The organism is Anaerolineae bacterium (assembly GCA_013178015.1).
Lineage (GTDB): Bacteria > Chloroflexota > Anaerolineae > DRVO01 > DRVO01 > Ch71.
Genome location: JABLXR010000010.1, coordinates 11,151 through 27,707, shown reverse-complemented (window position 1 = coordinate 27,707; position 16,557 = coordinate 11,151). Strand labels below are relative to the sequence as shown.

The window sequence follows — 16,557 nt, the reverse complement described above, 5'->3', positions numbered from 1 at the left end:
GTAGTCGGCGGTCTCTGCGTTCTCGGCGGTGAATCTCGTCAAAGGATGGCGCATTCTGATGGTGCAGGGCCAGAGGGTCAAACGACCACGCTTCGGTCACGCCGGGGTCCTGAGCCTCCCGGATGCCTAGCATCCGGTGCCCCGTTCTCCTCCACGGCCGCTGTCTGCGAGCTCCCGGTGGCCGCAAAGAAGCGGGAGCGGCTCCCGTCGGAGCCGCTCCGAATCCCGCGTGCGGATGAGACCCTACCTGGCGGGGCGTACGTCGCTGATCCGCCACTCGCCTCCCACCTGGGTCAACTCCACCAGGAAGCTGTGCCCGGCGAAGCTGGTCTCCACCCTGACCAGGGCTGTGTCCCCTGAAACCGTCTCCTCTACCGCCTTCACCTCGTTGGGTATGTCCTGGGCCAGCAGGATGGGATCGTAGCCGCCCCGGTCGAAGGAAGCCCTGATCTGCTCCACCTTCTGTACGAAGCCCTCGGTCAGGTAATCGCTGTCCTTGTAGGCGGTGTTGATCTGGTCCATGGGGAGACCGATGTACCAGCTGTAGAAAGCCTCCACCGTCTCTGAGGGCGTGGTGTTCGCGGGAGCGGCCCCGGTGAGCTGCGGATAGCCTATCCAGGCCGCCAGGCCCAGCACCGCCACTAGCCCGATCGCGATCAGCGTCCACTTCTTCATCTCGGCACCTCCGTTCGAGTTCTACGCCAGGAAGGATACCGCGACGAAGCCCGGCACACGCCGGGCATGAGGGGAGTTCTGCGACTGCCGGCCCGGGGAGTCTTTGCCCTGGCCGATCGGCCAGGCTACCAGTGCACCTCCCAGGGGGTGACGTCGCCCTCGGTGATGACGTCGAAGGTGAGGCTCCCGTGCACCGTTCGGCGCCAGGGGACGGCTCGCCCGCTCACGGTGATGGCGGGCTCTCCCGGGAGCGCTCCCGCCAGGGTGATGGAGCCGTGCTGGCCGGCCGGGCGCATCACTCGGCCCGATAAGGTCCGCGCTCCTTCGTCCCAGGTGATCCCACTCAGCTCGGTGCCACCACTCTGGTGGAAGGTGGTGCCCACGGGCCAGGGGTACTCGCGTGCCTCCCGGATCACCAGTAGCTTGACTGCAGGGCCGAAGAAGGCTACCTCCAGTAGGCCAGGGTCGCCGGGAAGGAGCAAGGCGGCTGCGTCTCCGGGGTGAGCGTAAGCGGCTGGCAACCGCAACCGGGGTAGGTGGCCCAGGAACTGCGCTCCCCAGAACTCGTAGACCCAATAGCGCCCGTTGGGGTCCAGCCCCAGCCGCTGCATCGGCACCCGAAACCAGGTAATCAGGTCCGATCGCCCGCTCCGGTCGCGCTCGGGAGGGTCGTACTCGAAAAGGGCCATCAGGTGCCAGCGGTCACCCTCGTGCTCCAGGGGCAGGTGCCACACCCGGGGGCCTACCTTCGGCGGGGCTGCCTCTGCACCCCCTCTGCGGCCGCTGGAGAGGCCCTCGTAGTCCACCGAGAGCACCTCTACCGGGTGGAACAGGTCCACCGGCCGGGCCGATCGCCCCAAGGGAGGCAGGGTGGCGGTGAGCACCTGCCAGCGCTCCTCGGGCAGGGTGGTCAAGTCGTCGCCGATGTCCACCTGGCCGCCGGCGAGGAAGGTGGCCGTGGCCCGGAGTCGTGCCTCCTCCAGCGTGCCCGGCGGCCCCACCACCAGGCAGGAGGGCTGGATGATGCCCCAGCGCCCGTTCTTCACCGTGTGGATGGCGGTAGTGGTGTAGACCTCACGCAGGTGACGCCAGCCCACGAAGCCGCTGTTGCCGGTGTCCATGCAGGTGTAGAGCAGGTTGTAGTAGCCCAATCCGGCGGGCTCGTGAGGGTTGCCGCTCAGGACAAGTGCCTCCGGGTCGGCCTCTCGCATGGTGCCGGTGATGATCTGGGAGCCCAGGCGGGCTGCCTCGATGCCGCCGCCGGCCACCATCCGGGGATTATGGCGGCCGCGGGCCTGAGGGCTGGAAGCGCCGCCCAGGAAGTCGTTCTTCAGATAGCGGACGCCCCGTTCCGCCAGCGACTCCACCATGTGCTTGAGGTGGTCCTGGGCGGCGGGGTGGGTCAGATCCAGGGCGTAGGTGTTTCCATGCGGGGTCCAGAACCAGGTGCCCAGTGCCTTGGGCCGGCCCTGCCCGTCAGAGAGGAGCCACTCCGGGTGGCGGTGGTAGACAGGATCGAACTCACTAACGGTGTAGGGAGCCAGCCAGCACCCCAACTTCAGGCGGCGCTCTGCCAGGCGCTGGGAGAGCCAGGCGAAGCGGTGAGGGAACTGGTCGTTCTCCCGGATGGACGCGGGCAGGTAATCTTGCTGCCACCCCAGGTCCACGAGCAGTGCGGTCAGCCCCAGGGGGAGCAGCCGCTGGGCGGCAACGTCGGCCGTAGCTAGGACCCTCTCCTCGCTCACCCCCAGGCGATAGGGGTACCAGGAGCACCAGGTCACCGGTGGCCGGTCCAGGGCAGTGATGTTGTTGCGCTGCGCCACCTCAGTGACGAAGTGTTCCAGGAGCACCCAGGCATCGGGACCGGTAGTGAGGACGAAGCTCTCCAGCTCCAGGTCCTCCTTAGGGAGCACCAGCAGGTCACCCCCGTCGAAGCCGAGGGTCCAGCGAAGCCGGCCGTGGTCCAGAGCGTAGGTCACCTGACCCAGCCAGCGGCGGAAGCTGTCGAACCCGGCCAGCAGGGCCCGTCCTTCTCCTGGCCCGCAGATCACGCTGAACATCTGGGAGACGATGGCGCGCTCCACCGCGGGGCGCTCCGACTGCCCCGGCTGGAACCCGGCTTCTCCCTCTGCCTCCGTCTGGGTGCCCAGGGCCTCGGCGATGGTGGTGACGTAGGCGCGGTAACCCCCCTCGATCAGGATGCGGGTCGCCCAGTCTTGGTTTCCCAGGTGGGCCTCGGGAGTGGCCAGGAGGGCTACATGGTTGAGAATGCGCTCCGCGGCGCGGAGGTTGCAGAGGCGGCTCTCCACCCGTAGGCCAGCCTGCCCCGGCAGGAGGCGCTGCTCGAGCGCCAGGCCGGCCTGGGCGAAGCTCCAGCGCAGCAGGGGCTCCGGCCCGGGGCTGGCAGACAGGTCAGTAGGTTGCAGCGGGGCCCTGTCTACTACGAGTGCCGGCGCCAGACCCTCGAGGGCCATTTCCGGCCAGGAGGGCGAAGTAAGGCGGAGGGACCGTCTGCCGGCCTCCACCTCCACGCTGAAGAGGCCTGACACCAGGGGACACTCGCTCATGCCGATGATCCTCCCGGGCGTAGAGAGCGCCATAGGGCGATGTTACGCCGGGACGCCGCTGATGGCCAGCGCCGTGCCTGTCCTCGTGGCCACCGGCGCCTTGAAGGAGCGCTTGCTCTGGCGTAATCTTGTGCTGCCAGGCCGTTGTCTGCGGGATGGGCATCTGAGGAGGATAGGGTGAGAAGGGTGAATGCCGCGGTCGTCGTCGGGGTCTTCCTCGTGCTTCTGGGCTTGCTGCTGCTCCTCGACAACCTGGGCCTGCTTCCGGGGGGATGGGCGCTGGCTTTGGCGGTCGTCTTCGCTGTGGGAGGCCTGGCCTTCGTGTGGGGCTACGTCACCGAGCGGGAGTGGTGGTGGGCTGCCATCCCCGGCATGGCTCTTCTAGGGATAGCCGCGCTCATTGCTTACACCTCCCTCGTCCCCGAGGCCGCGGGCGGGGTGGGGGCAGGGCTGTTCTTCGGCAGCCTAGGGCTGGGATTCTTCCTGATCTACGCCCGAGCGCGGGAGAACTGGTGGGCGGTCATTCCCGGCGGCGTGATGCTGACGCTGGGGGTGGTCACCGGCCTGGAGTCGGCCGTGTCCGGCCTAGAGATGGGAGGTGTCTTCTTCCTGGGCCTGGCCCTGACGTTCGTTGCGGTGTACTTGGCTCCCAATCCAGAGGGGCGCATGACTTGGGCCCTGATCCCGGCCGCTATCCTGGCGGTGATGGGGCTGCTCATCTTGGCGGCTGCCATACGACTGCTGGGCTACCTCTGGCCCCTGGCCCTTATCCTCGGAGGTGCCTACTTGCTCCTGCGGACGTTCAGAGGCGCGACCCGATAGCGGAGGGTGCCGAGGTCCCCGCAGAGCACGTGCGGGAATGCTGCATCGGGAATAGAAGCGGTCAGACTTCGAGCAGCACTTCGTAAGTCTCGATTTGAGGGGGGGCCTCCGAACCGGCACGCTCGGCGGCGCGCGCCAGAATGTCCTCCGCCGTCGGGGCGGAAGCGTTCATGTCCGACTCGCTGTTCCAGAGGGTCAGGGTAACGATCTGGCCCCCTTCCTTCGCCACCAGCAGATAGGCCCCCTCGAAACCGGGAAGCTGCTGCACCTGATCGGTGCTCTCTTGGAATATGGGGACGGCCCTGTCGATCCTGTCGGGGCTCCCCTGGATTCGGCTCAAACGAGCCAGCATAGCATCGCCTCCCACGCGGCACGGCCGAGGAACTACCGCGCAAGCCGCCCCGGTCGGCCCGTCTCAGTCACGCTCGGAGAAGGAGTATAGGGCGGGCGGTGTCGGCGTCAAACCTGGGCGCCGGAGCAGGCGGGTTGGCTGCTCTTGGCTCGGGCCGGAGAACGTCCGACCGGTTGGGCCGGTGCAGCAGCTCAGGATCGGGGGGACACATGCCGACCAGCGCCGCCGCTCAGGGCCTTCGCTGGGCTCGGACTACGCGAGCCAGCCCCCACTGCACGGCAGGAACACCTTCCTTGGAGGAGTGCGCGCGCCCACGCGCGCCGTCCCTCCAAGTGCCTACCGCCGGCAGCTTCTGTTCCTGGACCGCAAGGCGCAATTGGCTGGGGCCGGTTGACAGCACCGACGTCAGTATGGACAATATCGCTGCTCGGGGCTTGAGCAACCCCGGGCGTCGGGTCGTTAGCTCGTCTGGCCGGTTGGCGCTTTCGTTGGCGTTGAGTCAGCCAGTGCGACCCCGGCCCGCAATCCCCTGCGGCCGGGCAACATGTCCCTCTGGCGGCGATCGCTCGGGCAGTCTCGCGCCACGAGTGTGCGCCCACCCCCCGCAGAGCAGGAGGGTGATTCTCGCAGGTGTAGTGCGGTCGTTAGTCAAAGGAGGTTAGTGTTGAAGACAAGACGCATGTTGCCGCTGTTCCTTGTTGTGCTCATCCTCGCCGTGGTCGGCTCGCTGGCCCTGATCGTCTCTCTCCCGGGCCCAGCAAGAACCTTCGCCCAGGGAGGGGCCACGCCGTCTCTCGAGATGATCGAGGAGGGGCGGCAGGTGGCGCAGGAGTTCGGGTGCCTAACTTGCCACACCACCACTGGAGCCCGATTGATCGGTCCTACCTTGTTGGGGCTCTACGGTAGCTCGGTGCCCCTGGCCGATGGCCGCACCGTGGTCGCCGACGAGACCTACATCCGAGGCCAGCTCGTTTCGGGACACTCCGCCACCGTGCTCGACTACCCGTCCGATGTCATGCCAGACTACGGTGCCCTCATGTCGGACGAGCAAGTCTCCGCCGTGGTCGCCTGGATCGTGAGCCTAAGTGGAGAGGCGCAGCCGACCCAGGTCACCACCCCAGCGTCGGCCGCACCTCCGTTCATGCTCGCCGAGGAGGATGAGCAGATCGCGCGACAGCTGTGGGAGTTCCTCCAGGAGGCCAACTACCAGGAGAACTGGTCCACCATCCCGGGCAAGGGCCTTCTGTATCGGGGCCAGGATCCACACGGGGCCCTGCTCTCCACCTACCTCAACCCGGAGGCCGCCCAGGCCCTGCAGGAGCGCCCGCGCCTCATGCCTCACGGCGCCATCATCGTCAAAGAGAATTACACCGAGGATGAGACGCTGGCCGCGATTACGGTCATGGTGAAGTCGGATGGGTACTACCCCGACCACAACGACTGGTTCTGGGCCTCATACGGGCCCGAGGGCGAGCTAGACGTCGCCGGCCCTGTCCCCGGATGCATCTCCTGCCACGGCGCCGTCTGGTCCAACGACTATGTCTTCAGCTTCCCCCTAGCTCCGCTGGACCCATCTCGGCCCCGGCCCCGGACGGTGGAGGAGGCGGGCGTGCCTGCTGTGCCGCCGGCCACTCCGGCCTTTACCCCCGCGCCCGAGACTCCGACTCCAGTGCCTATGGTGGAGGTGACGCCGGCCATCGCGGTCGAGGATCAGCCTATCGTGGCCAACAGCGTGGTGATCGCTGAGGTGATGAGCCGGGGGCCGGGCTGGCTGGTCATCCATGCCGACAGCAACGGCAACCCTGGCCCCGTGATCGGGTTCGCCCCGGTCCACCCCGGACGCAACCCGGACGTGGTGGTCGAGATTGACGCCGAGCAGGCCACCACGACGCTGCACGCCATGCTACACGAGGACACCGGCGCGATCGGGGTCTACGAGTTTCCCGAGGGCGACCCGCCGGTCCGGGTGGAGGGTCGGGTGGCGGTGGTTCCCTTCGAGGTAGCGGGACCGGCCGTGGCGGCCACGGCGACGCCCGCAGCTACGCCGACTGTGGCCGCTCCGGCGACCGCCACCGCTACGGCTGTGCCGCCTCCCACGGTGGCTCCTACTCCCACGACGGCCGCTTCGCCTACTGCACCTCCGGCCACCCCCGAGGCTACGCCCGAACTGGTGGCCACAGGTAGGCAGATCGCCCAGCGCGCCGGGTGCTTCGGGTGCCACTCCACCGACGGCTCCCGGCTGCTCGGTCCTACCTTCCAGGGGCTGTACGGCAGCACCGTGCCTCTGGCGGATGGAAGCACCGTAGTGGCCGACGAGGAGTACCTGCACCGATCCATCGTAGATCCTAATGCTCAGATTGTGCGGGGATTCTCCTCCGGCCTAATGCCCGGCAACTACGGGCAGCAACTGGATGAGAACGAGATAGAGGCTTTGATCGAGTTCATCAAGAGCCTGGGGATCTGATACGTGACGAGCGACGCGTGACACGTAGTGCGCCATCGGTCACGTGTCACTAGCCACGCGCTACCAGAGAGGAGTTAGCTCATGTCCAGTTACGTTAGCCGCAGGAACCTTATCAAGAGCGTCGGCCTGGCCGGTGTGGCCCGGACGTTGCCGCTGGGCTTCGGAGCCTTCGCGCTAGCGCCCGAGATGCCCCGGTTGCCCTGGCCGGCCCCTCAGCAGGAGGGCGCCGAGGGAGCGGGCTTGACCTATGCCTTCCTGAACTCGGAGGAACAGGCCTTCATCGAGGCGGCCGTGGCCCGGCTCATCCCCGCGGATGAACTGGGGCCCGGCGCCCTAGAGGCAGGCGTGCCCCAGTTCATCGACCGCCAGCTCATCGGTGTGTTTGGCAGCGGGGGAGACTGGTACTTGCAGGGGCCATGGGTGGAAGGTGAGCCCGAGCAGGGCTACCAGATGCGACTGGTTCCCCAGGAGATCTACCGGGCCGGGATCCGCGACATCAACCTCTACTGCCAGGAAACGTACGGTGGCCCCTTCGCCGAGCTCGCCGAGGAGCAGCAGATCGAGGTGCTCCAGGGGCTCCAGTCGGGCGAAATAGCCCTCCAGGACGTCCCGGCTGCCCTCTTCTTCAGCACCCTCTACCAGAACACCATGGAGGGCTTCTTCGCCGACCCCATCTACGGTGGCAACCGGAACAAGGTCGGCTGGCGGCTGGTCGGTTACCCCGGTGCTGCCTCGGTGGACTACGGTGCTCTCGTAGAGGAGTACTACAACCGGCCGTACGAGGTTGAGCCCGTCAGCATCGCCGACATCCAGACGGGCGAGGCCTCGCACTCGCACGAGTAACGTCGGCGCACCACCGGCGAGGGCAGACGAAAGGCGAGAGTAACCCTGTTAGTCTAGTAGCTGTTAGGGAGTCAGGCATGGCAATCAAGAAGGACCCCGTAGATGCAGTGGTAGTCGGAATGGGCTGGGCCGGAGGGATTATGGCCAAGGAACTGGCCCAGGCGGGCCTAACCGTAGTCGGCCTGGAGCGCGGACCTTACCGCAACACCGCCCCTCACTTCCAGCCTCCGGAGATACACGACGAGCTCAGGTATGCGCGCCGGCACGGGCTCATGCAGAACCTGCGCCGGGAGACGAACACCTTCCGCAATAACCCCCGCCAGCGGGCCCTGCCCATGCGGCAGTGGGCCTACGGTCAGGGGGCATATCCACTGGGCGAGGGGCTGGGCGGCTCAGGCGTACACTGGAACGGCCAGTCCTGGCGCTTCCTGCCCTGGGACTTCGAGACCCGGAGCCGGACGGTGGAGCGATACGGGGAGGAGGCCATCCCCCCCGACGCCACCATCCAGGACTGGGGCATCACCTACGACGACTTGGAGCCGTACTACGACAAGTTCGAGTATGCCGCCGGCATATCGGGCCAGGCGGGAAACCTGCAAGGGCAGACCCAGGAGGGGGGCAACCCCTTCGAGGGTCCGCGGCAGCGGGACTATCCCCTGCCTCCTCTCAAGACGGCCTACTCCGGACTCCTGTTCTGGGAGGGGGCGGAGCGGCTGGGATATCACCCGTTCCCCAGCCCGGCCGGCAATCAGAGCCAGGCCTACACCAACCCTGATGGGGTGGCCATGGGGCGGTGCCTGTACTGCGGTTTCTGTAGCAAGTACGGCTGTGAGGTGGCGGCCAAGTCCTCTCCACTGACTACGGTCCTGCCGGTCGTTCTGGGGCTGGACAACTTCCAGTTGCGCACCCACGCTAACGTGATACGGGTCAACCTCGACGACACCCGTACGAGGGCCGTGAGCGTCACCTACGTGGATGCCCAGGGCCGCGAGATCGAGCAACCGGCCGACATCATCGTTCTGGCTGCCTATGCTCTGAACAACGTGCGGCTGTTGCTCCTCTCGGGTATCGGCCAGACCTACGACCCGATGAGCGGCGAGGGGCTGATAGGCAAGAACTACAGCTACCAGTTCATCTCCGCCGTCAGCGCCTTCTTCGAGGATCGGGTCTTCAACCCGTTCATGTCCGCCGGGGCCATGGCTACGGTGGTCGACGACTTCAACGGTGACAACTTCGACCACACCGGCCTGGGCTTCATCGGCGGAGGCTTCATCGCCCAGTTCACTGGCGAGGCTGCCCCCATCAACACCCATCCCGTTCCCTTGGGGACTCCTCCCTGGGGCTCAGAGTGGAAGCGGGCCGCGGCGGAGAACTACCGTAGGGCCTTCACCATCATCACCCACGGGGCGGTCCTCTCCTATCGGAACAACTACCTGGACCTTGACCCGACCTACCGAGACGCTTACGGACAGCCCCTCCTGCGCATGACTTTCAACTGGACGGACAACGAGCTGAGGATGGCCGACTTTCTGACCAACAAGGCGGCGCTGATCGCGCGGGAGGCGGGGGCAAGCGACATCAACATCTTCCGCCTGGCGCGCACCTTCAGCATCGTCCCTGGCCAGGCCACCCACAACAACGGTGGCGCCATCATGGGCGCCGACCCGGCCACCAGCGTGGTCAACCCCTACCTGCAGATGTGGGACGTGCCCAACCTCTTCGTGGTGGGCGCCAGTGCCTTCCCCCAGAACACCGGCTACAACCCCACGGAGACGGTAGGCGCGCTGGCCTACTGGACGGCGGACGCCATCCGCAATCGCTACCTCAAGAACCCAGGCCCTTTGGCCTGACGCATTGGCCCTACCGACTGCAAGGGAGCCGCCCGCGACCGCGGGCGGCTCGGCCTGTGTCCACCAGCACCGTTGGTAGGGGCAGGCCACCGTGCCTGCCCTGGGAGACGACGAATGTCGCCCCTGTAGGGATGTGGTTGTGGCTACCCTTCGCGGTTTCGGCCGGTCGTGCGTGACGGGACACATTGAGGCCGAGTGCGCTCCGCTGCTACAATCCACGGATTCCGCGATGGTGTGTTAGCGTGCCGGCGCTACCCGCACGCGTAGGAGAGACATCCGTGTCCCACATGGCCCGCATGCTGCTAGTCCAGGGCATCGCCGCCGCCAAGGCCGGCGACAGGCGCGATGCCCGCCGTTACCTGGAGCGCTTGCTGATCTTCGACCCCGATCCCTCCCAGAAGGTCGAGGCCTGGCTCTGGTTGAGCGAGATCAGCGATGACCCGGAGGAGAAGCGCCGATACCTGGAATACGTCATTGGAGCGGAGCCCTGGGAGCCGAGGGCTCGCCGGGCCCTGGCCATCCTCAACGGAGAACTGGACCCGGAGGACGTAGTGGAACCGGACCGGGCCCAGGCCCAGGTGCCAGCTCAGCCTCAAGACGTACGCAGCCGGCGCTTCGTCTGTCCCCAATGCGGCGGCCGTATGTCCTTCCTCTCCGAGCGCGAGGGGCTGTCCTGCGCGTACTGCGGCCATCGGGCCGGGCTGGCGGAGGCGCTGGACTCGGCTGCGGTGGAGGAGCAGGAGTTCGTGGTGGCGCTGGCTACCGCGAAGGGTCACTCGCGCCCTGTAGCCACCCGGGCCCTCAGCTGCTCCGGTTGCGGGGCGTCCTTCCTTGTGGCTCCGTCGCTCCTGTCGCTGGTGTGCCCCTATTGCGGTTCCTCCCACGTGCTGGAGACGGAGCAAGCGCTGATCCAGCCTCAGGCCATCGTGCCCATGCGCTTGACCCAAGAAGAGGCGCGGGCGGCGATGGTGGCTTGGCTGGAGCGGCACCGCTTAGCCGGGCGCGCCTCCCTGCCCCAACCGACGGGGCTATACCTACCTGCCTGGACCTTCGACGTAGGCGGCGAGGTCAAGTGGAGGGGGCAGCCGGCCCAGAGCCGGAGGGGCCGCATGAGACTCCACTGGGATGGCGACGACCTGAGCCTGCGCGGGGGCCTGGCCGCCGATGGCACCCCGCCGAAGATGGGTGGCATACCTGTCTTCTTCGATGACATCGTGGTGCCTGCCAGCCACACCCTGCCGGCTGCGGTGATGGACGAAGTGCGACACTTCGATCTGAGCCAGTTGCAGCCGTTCGATGCCGCCTTCCTGGCTGGGTGGCCGGCGGAGATCTACCAGGTGCCGGCTGCCGATGCTTCCATAGCCGCCCGCCAGATCGCCTGGGCCCGGGCGCGGAAGGAGGCGCGAGACAGCCTGAAGGATGACTATTGGCCGGGGAGCCTGCACCTCAGTTCGCACTCGGTCAGCATCCTGTCGTACAAGCTGATCTTGTTGCCCTTGTGGGTGGCCCGCTACCGGGTGGGGGAAGAGCAGTACCATCTGGTGGCCAATGGCCAGACGGGCGCGGTGCGGGGCCAGGAGCCGCCCGCTTCCGGATGGCTGAGCCGGCTCCGGGACCGGTTGCTGGGCTAAGGGCTGTGATGCGGTCGCTACGAAGCGCCCGGGCGTTGCCCATCCCGGGCACGGCGCAGGGCTGATGCGCCGGCGGCCGCGCCGCTGGGCCGGGGCCTTGTGGTGGTCCGGTTGTCCGGGTTCGGCGAGGTGGGCGCCCGCACCGCGTCGAAGCGGGGCCGGGTCGCCGCTCTGTATACAGCATACCTAGGCGCTGTTATAATCACAGCCGCAGGGGAGAGAGAAGCAGGCGCTAGCTCGGGTGCAGGCCTGCATCGGCCTTCTGGGGAAGGGCCGTCGTGCCGCCCCTTGCACTCACTTCTGGCTTCCCTGCGCGGAGCGCGGCCAGCCAATCTTCATATGGAGGCGCCAGATGTCGGCCCATGGGAACGATCGCGACCATCTCAGCCCCTACGAGATAGCCATCTTGCAGTTCGACGAAGCCTGTAAGCACCTGGACCTGCAGGAAGGCGTGGTCGAGATGATGCGCTACTGCAAGCGCGAGCTCACGGTGAACTTCCCAGTGATGATGGACAGCGGCAAGGTGCGCATCTACACCGGGTATCGGGTTCATCACTCGACCGTGCGTGGGCCGACCAAGGGAGGCATCCGCTACCACCCCAGCGTCAGCCTGGATGAGGTGCGGGCCCTGGCCATGTGGATGACCTGGAAGTGCGCGGTGACCAACATCCCCTACGGCGGGGCCAAGGGCGGGGTAGTAGTGGACCCCCGAGAACTCTCGATGCGGGAGCTGGAGCGGCTGACCCGCCGGTACGCTACCGAGATCAGCGTGCTCATGGGCCCGGATTCGGACATCCCTGCGCCTGACGTGAACACCAACCCTCAGATCATGGCCTGGATGATGGACACCTACTCCATGCACCAGGGCTACACCATCCCGGCGGTGGTCACCGGCAAGCCCGAGTTGGTCGGCGGATCGGCAGGGCGACCCAGTGCCACTGGCCGCAGCGTCCATTACTGCATCCTGCGCTCTCTGGCGCGCAAGGGCAAGCGACCGCAGGGAACCCGAGTGGTGGTACAGGGCTTCGGGAACGTGGGCTCCTGGGCCGCCCGACTGCTGAGCGAGGATGGATGCACGGTAGTGGGCATCTCCGACAGCCGGGGGGCCATCTACAATGACAGCGGCCTGGACCCGCGGTCGGTCCTGGAACACAAGTCCCGGACGGGAAGCGTGGCCGACTACCCCGAGGCAGAGAACGTGGACGAAGAGCAGTTCATGGGCCTGCCCTGCGACGTGCTCGTGCCGGCAGCTCTGGAGATGGCCATCAAGAGCGAGCAGGCGCGGCAGATCCAGGCCACCCTGATCGTCGAGGGGGCCAACGGCCCCACCACTCCCGGCGCCGATGACATCCTCAATGACCGGGGCGTGACCATAGTGCCCGACATCCTGGCCAACAGCGGGGGCGTGGTAGTGTCGTACTTCGAGTGGGTGCAGGACATTCAGCGGCTGTTCTGGACCGAGGGCGAGATCGAGCGCCGGCTGGAGGGCCTGTTGGACCGGGCGTTCGACGAGGTGGTGGCCGTGGCGGAGGAGAAGAAGGTGCCCATGCGCACGGCTGCCATGATGTGCGCCATTCGCCGGGTGCACGATGCCACCCTGGTGCGGGGGATCTACCCCTAGGAGGTTACAGGTTAGAGGGAACAGGGGGTAGGGGCTGGCGGCGGGCACGCCGGAGAGGCGGCATTGATATGATAAGGGCAAGGGGGAGGGTGGAGAGCCACCCTCCCCTCGCTCAAGTCAGGCTCGTGGCGGCCGAAGCCGTCTCGGGCCGGTCGTGGTGTCTGCCCTACGGCGTGGTGCTGCCGCAGTACATGCCGTTGTTGTAGTTGTCGAGGTAGGTCGCCAGGCTGTTGGCCTTGGCCACATCCGCCTTGCTGGCCGAGATAGCCTTGGTGCCGTCGAAGTTGTACTTGTCCAAGAGGGTCTCGGCCTCAAGCGCCGCCGCCAGAACTTCCGGCGTCACGCACGCACCGGCGCCTAGGTTGAGCTCGGCGGCCAGCCGGTAGCCAGCGTCGGCCGGCTCAATGCCCGGCGGCGTGCGCCCCTGCAAGAGGGCCAGGGCCTCCTCGGAGGTGGTCGCCCGGTTGGTTGCCCGGGTCGGCCAGCAAGTCGTCCACTAGGACCCATCCCGCCTCTCTACCGCCGTTGGCGCGAGCCACGTCGGCGCGGTTGTCGGGAGCGCACATGTTCCGTTGAGCCCAGTAGGCGGCCGGGCGCGGACCGCCCCCGCCGTCGGAGGCGCGAGCCGCATCGGGGATAGCCAGGGTGGCCGGAGCCGAAGCGCTGGGAGTCGATTGCGGCAGCACGGGCGCCAGCGCTAGCGACCGACGGGGAGATGCGGTGGGTGCTGGCCCTCGCGAGAGCCCGCCTGAGGCCTGGAGGCCCAGGGCGAGGAGCAGGGCGAGGACGACCAGCGCAGGAGCGGCGCGACCGATGGGACCAGTCGCCATCCCCTCGTCTCCTCGGAAAGCCGAGGGGCCCGGTCACCCGGGCCCCTGGTGGTGGGTTGCTCTACGCTACAGCTGCTGTGCCCTAGTGGGACGGCTCGCCGGTGCAGAGCTTGGAGTTGTTGTAAGCATCGATGATCCCATAGAGGTAGAGGGCTGTGTTACGCTTGGTGAGCAGGTCCTTCTTCACCTGTGGCCCAAGGTAGCTGCCCGTACCGTTGAACTTGATACTAGAGAGCAGCGCATCCGCCGCGGTGAGTACTTCCTCGAAGGTGCGCGTTTCGCCGGGGAACATGGTTGTCAGGTCCATGGGCACGCAGGCGCCCGCGTCCTGGTTCAAGCGCGCGGCCAGCAGAGCCTTCGCCAGGGTGTAGGCAGCGTCGCTCGCCATGTTCTTGCCGGAGGTGTCGCGGCTATCGAGGATGTACACGCCTACCTGGCAGGTTTCGACCGTCCACGATCCCAGCGTCTGTGGCAGCAGGTCGTTTAGCAGGAAGACGCCAGCGCCGTCAATGGGACCGAGGTAGTCATTGAGCTTGTCGGCGGTGGCTGCCTGGTTGCCGCCGGTGCAGCGGTTCCAGTTCTTCCAGTAGCCCGGAGTGCGCGGGGCGCCACCGGGGTAACGGTTGTTGACATCGTAGGTCACCGTGGTGCCGCTGGACTGAGCGGTGAAATCGAAGCACTGGATCTCACCGGTGGGGTTGGTCTCACCTGGCGGTCCGGCGTAGGTCAGCACGTTGCCGCCGTTGACGCTGATCTCGAAGGTGTAGCCGGCGGGCACCGGATACTCGCAGATGGTGTAGACGTCGCCGGGCACCAGGGCGGTGGCGAATGCCAGAGCGGAGCCCTGGTTCAGAGTGCTCACCGTAGAGAGCAGCGTCGTGCCGGAGTAGAGGGCGAACCGGATGTCCTTGGTCGGGTCGGCCGGGGCGCCGTTCGTGGTCTTGTAGATGTCCACGAAGCTGGCGTCGCAGGTGTAGGTGGTCTCTGCGTCGTCCTTGTCCTGCTCCTCGCCGTCCGAGTAGACGTAGGCCCAGTTGGTGATGGTCTCTGCTATCTGGGTGTAGACGCCGTCCACGAAGTAGTCGGCCCTGTCGGTGGAGCAGGTGTGGCTGTAGTCCTTGGTAGACTCCCATGGACCTGCACCCGCGGTCAGATCATCGTTCAGCCCGATCTCCGTGTCCGTCACCGTTGCCGTCCCGTTCACCACATTCTTGGTGAAGGAGACCGGGTAGGTGGCGACGAAGTCGATGCGGTTGAACGTGCCGGTGGCCTTGTTGAGCGTGGCAGTGCGGCCGCTCGGAGCGGCGGTGTAGGCGCAGGTAGCGCTAGCGCCAGGTGCGACCGTTACGCTCGTGGCCCCACCACCGCAGTCCACCGTGGCGAGGGTGCCGTCGTTGAGCTTGTCGACCAGGGACACGGTGATGTTACCAGGCGAACCCGCCGGGTTGGCAACGTAGATCGTGCCACTGACGGCGAAGTCCTCCTCGACGAAGGTCTCGCTCACCGTCACCGTCCAGGTCCACGGCAGCTCGTCCCCGGGGAAGCCACCCTGGCTCTCCGGGTCAACCGTCTTCTCGACGTCCCAGATGTGCCTCTCGTCGTAACTGGCAGCCGCGTCCTTGGTGATCACCGGGGCGTAGCAGGTCAGCGTCACGCTCTCGCTATCGCTGTCGCCGGTGGTCTCGTTGATGGAGGCGGTGTTGGGATAGTCTTGAGACCATATCCCGTCTCCGGCGTAGTCATCGGGATCGTCGGAGCAGTCCTGGGTCAGCCTGTATTCAGCAGTGCCGCTGGCCGAGAAGGAGCCCAGATCACCAGCTAGGGTGTCGGTGACGCTGATCTCCTCCGGCTCCGATCCCTCACTCAGGATAGGCTCACCGAAGGCGTAGTCCGCCGTGGCTGTCGTGCCGCCAACATCGGCCGTGTTGCTGGTGATGGTTGCCGTGTTGGTGCCGTTTGACGGTCCCGCAAGCGAGACGCTGTACGTACATTCGGTGCTCGCCCCGGCTGCCAAGGTGTAGGTCGGACAGCTAACGGTGGCGGCCGTCCCCCCTGCTGAATCGGCAACGCTGAAGCTAACCGGGGAGGGGGCGGGGTTGGTCACGTAGATCTTGCCCTCTACTACGTAGGGGCCGAAGGTCTCATTCTTGGTGAGCGTGACGGTGTAGTCGAAGTTGGCACTGCCACCGATGAAGGCGCTCGCCGAAGCCGGCGTCACGTCTTTGGTCAAGGTCCAGTCGATGGTCTTGTACCAGGTGGCGTTGGCTGTCTTAGAGGCAATCAGCTCGTAGTCGTAGCAGAAGGAGATATGGCTGATAGCGTTGTTCCCCGGCGGCATGAGGCCGCTATCGCCGAACGACTCGGTGTTGGGGTCACCAGCGGAGTCATAGATGTAGAGGTTGTGGCCATCCCTGCCATTCTTCACGAAGACGGCGTCAATACCGAAAGTCGAACTCCAGTCGAAGCCGAGCTCCGTCCCATTTAGCACCGTCACTGATCCCAGCGGCGTCGAGAGAGTGTCCGGGATCGTGGGGTCTACAGAGATGGGGTTCGGGTCGAACTTGAGCTCAAACCAGATAGAACCCGGCGAATACTGATCGGCGAGCTGCTGACAGGTGAAGTTGCCTGTGTCCTCGATGTGAATCGGGGTGACCGAAGCCCCGAATACAGGTATCGCCAACAGCAAGGACGCGACTAGCACCAGTACCATTGGTACTGCGAGGAACTTCATTCTACGGTTCACCATTGTCTCCCTTCCAACTCCACTTCTTTTGCTACTGCTACAGGCATGCGTTTGGTCCCGAAGTGACGGGCGATGGTGACTGAGGCCAGGGTGCTCTCATGCGAGGCACGCTTGGCCCGCCAGCGCAGCCCGCTTAGTGCGTCTACGCTCTCTCCCTTC

Annotated in this window: 12 protein-coding genes; 6 read left to right on the top strand and 6 right to left on the bottom strand. The window is 66.3% G+C overall.

Features of this window, described 5'->3' with window-relative positions; all coding sequences use genetic code 11:
* Positions 1-243 precede the first annotated feature (243 nt).
* Both HPY83_05205 and HPY83_05200 read right to left on the bottom strand, forming a co-directional pair.
* Positions 244-675, bottom strand: a complete 432-nt coding sequence (locus tag HPY83_05205; GenBank protein ID NPV07348.1) for a DUF3828 domain-containing protein — start codon at positions 673-675, stop codon at positions 244-246.
* A gap of 125 nt (positions 676-800) precedes the next feature.
* Positions 801-3,242, bottom strand: a complete 2,442-nt coding sequence (locus HPY83_05200) for a hypothetical protein (protein NPV07347.1) — start codon at positions 3,240-3,242, stop codon at positions 801-803.
* A gap of 177 nt (positions 3,243-3,419) precedes the next feature.
* Here HPY83_05200 and HPY83_05195 point away from each other — a divergent pair, with 177 nt between their 5' ends.
* Positions 3,420-4,064 (top strand): hypothetical protein, encoded by a 645-nt coding sequence (locus HPY83_05195; GenBank protein ID NPV07346.1) that lies wholly within the window; start codon positions 3,420-3,422, stop codon positions 4,062-4,064.
* A gap of 61 nt (positions 4,065-4,125) precedes the next feature.
* Here HPY83_05195 and HPY83_05190 read toward each other — a convergent pair whose 3' ends face one another.
* Positions 4,126-4,416 (bottom strand): hypothetical protein, encoded by a 291-nt coding sequence (locus HPY83_05190; GenBank protein ID NPV07345.1) that lies wholly within the window; start codon positions 4,414-4,416, stop codon positions 4,126-4,128.
* A gap of 664 nt (positions 4,417-5,080) precedes the next feature.
* On the opposite strand from HPY83_05190, the gene HPY83_05185 reads away from it, so the two are divergent.
* From HPY83_05185 to HPY83_05165, 5 genes are all read left to right on the top strand, one after another.
* Complete coding sequence (locus tag HPY83_05185) at positions 5,081-6,880, top strand: c-type cytochrome (GenBank protein ID NPV07344.1); 1,800 nt, start codon at positions 5,081-5,083, stop codon at positions 6,878-6,880.
* Between the two features lie 81 nt (positions 6,881-6,961).
* Complete coding sequence (locus HPY83_05180; GenBank protein NPV07343.1) at positions 6,962-7,723, top strand: gluconate 2-dehydrogenase subunit 3 family protein; 762 nt, start codon at positions 6,962-6,964, stop codon at positions 7,721-7,723.
* A 77-nt stretch (positions 7,724-7,800) separates the two neighbouring features.
* Positions 7,801-9,573 carry a GMC family oxidoreductase gene (locus HPY83_05175; GenBank protein ID NPV07342.1) on the top strand — a complete coding sequence of 591 codons (1,773 nt, stop codon included), beginning with the start codon at positions 7,801-7,803 and terminating at the stop codon, positions 9,571-9,573.
* A 278-nt stretch (positions 9,574-9,851) separates the two neighbouring features.
* The gene (locus HPY83_05170) at positions 9,852-11,204 is read left to right on the top strand and encodes a hypothetical protein (protein ID NPV07341.1); all 1,353 of its coding nucleotides are present in this window, start codon (positions 9,852-9,854) and stop codon (positions 11,202-11,204) included.
* 352 nt (positions 11,205-11,556) lie between these two features.
* Positions 11,557-12,825, top strand: a complete 1,269-nt coding sequence (locus HPY83_05165) for a Glu/Leu/Phe/Val dehydrogenase (protein NPV07340.1) — start codon at positions 11,557-11,559, stop codon at positions 12,823-12,825.
* Positions 12,826-12,991: 166 nt separating this feature from the next.
* Here the strand turns inward: HPY83_05165 and HPY83_05160 are convergent, their stop codons facing one another.
* The 3 genes from HPY83_05160 to HPY83_05150 all read right to left on the bottom strand — a co-directional run bounded on the left by HPY83_05160 (position 12,992) and on the right by HPY83_05150 (position 16,398).
* Positions 12,992-13,255: a hypothetical protein gene (locus HPY83_05160; protein ID NPV07339.1), complete on the bottom strand. Its 264-nt coding sequence runs from the start codon at positions 13,253-13,255 to the stop codon at positions 12,992-12,994.
* A complete protein-coding gene (locus HPY83_05155; protein ID NPV07338.1) occupies positions 13,227-13,655 on the bottom strand; it encodes a hypothetical protein in 429 nt (142 codons plus the stop codon). The genes HPY83_05160 and HPY83_05155 overlap by 29 nt, the downstream gene beginning before the upstream one ends.
* A gap of 82 nt (positions 13,656-13,737) precedes the next feature.
* Positions 13,738-16,398 (bottom strand): hypothetical protein, encoded by a 2,661-nt coding sequence (locus HPY83_05150; protein NPV07337.1) that lies wholly within the window; start codon positions 16,396-16,398, stop codon positions 13,738-13,740.
* Positions 16,399-16,557 lie beyond the last annotated feature (159 nt).

What these genes read in the sequence shown, in the direction of transcription:
- HPY83_05205 (NPV07348.1), bottom strand. Translation starts at nt 675, where the DNA reads ATGAAGAAGTGGACGCTGATCGCGATCGGGCTAGTGGCGGTGCTGGGC.
- HPY83_05180 (NPV07343.1), top strand. Translation starts at nt 6,962, where the DNA reads ATGTCCAGTTACGTTAGCCGCAGGAACCTTATCAAGAGCGTCGGCCTG.
- HPY83_05165 (NPV07340.1), top strand. Translation starts at nt 11,557, where the DNA reads ATGTCGGCCCATGGGAACGATCGCGACCATCTCAGCCCCTACGAGATA.
- HPY83_05175 (NPV07342.1), top strand. Translation starts at nt 7,801, where the DNA reads ATGGCAATCAAGAAGGACCCCGTAGATGCAGTGGTAGTCGGAATGGGC.
- HPY83_05190 (NPV07345.1), bottom strand. Translation starts at nt 4,416, where the DNA reads ATGCTGGCTCGTTTGAGCCGAATCCAGGGGAGCCCCGACAGGATCGAC.
- HPY83_05155 (NPV07338.1), bottom strand. Translation starts at nt 13,655, where the DNA reads ATGGCGACTGGTCCCATCGGTCGCGCCGCTCCTGCGCTGGTCGTCCTC.
- HPY83_05200 (NPV07347.1), bottom strand. Translation starts at nt 3,242, where the DNA reads ATGAGCGAGTGTCCCCTGGTGTCAGGCCTCTTCAGCGTGGAGGTGGAG.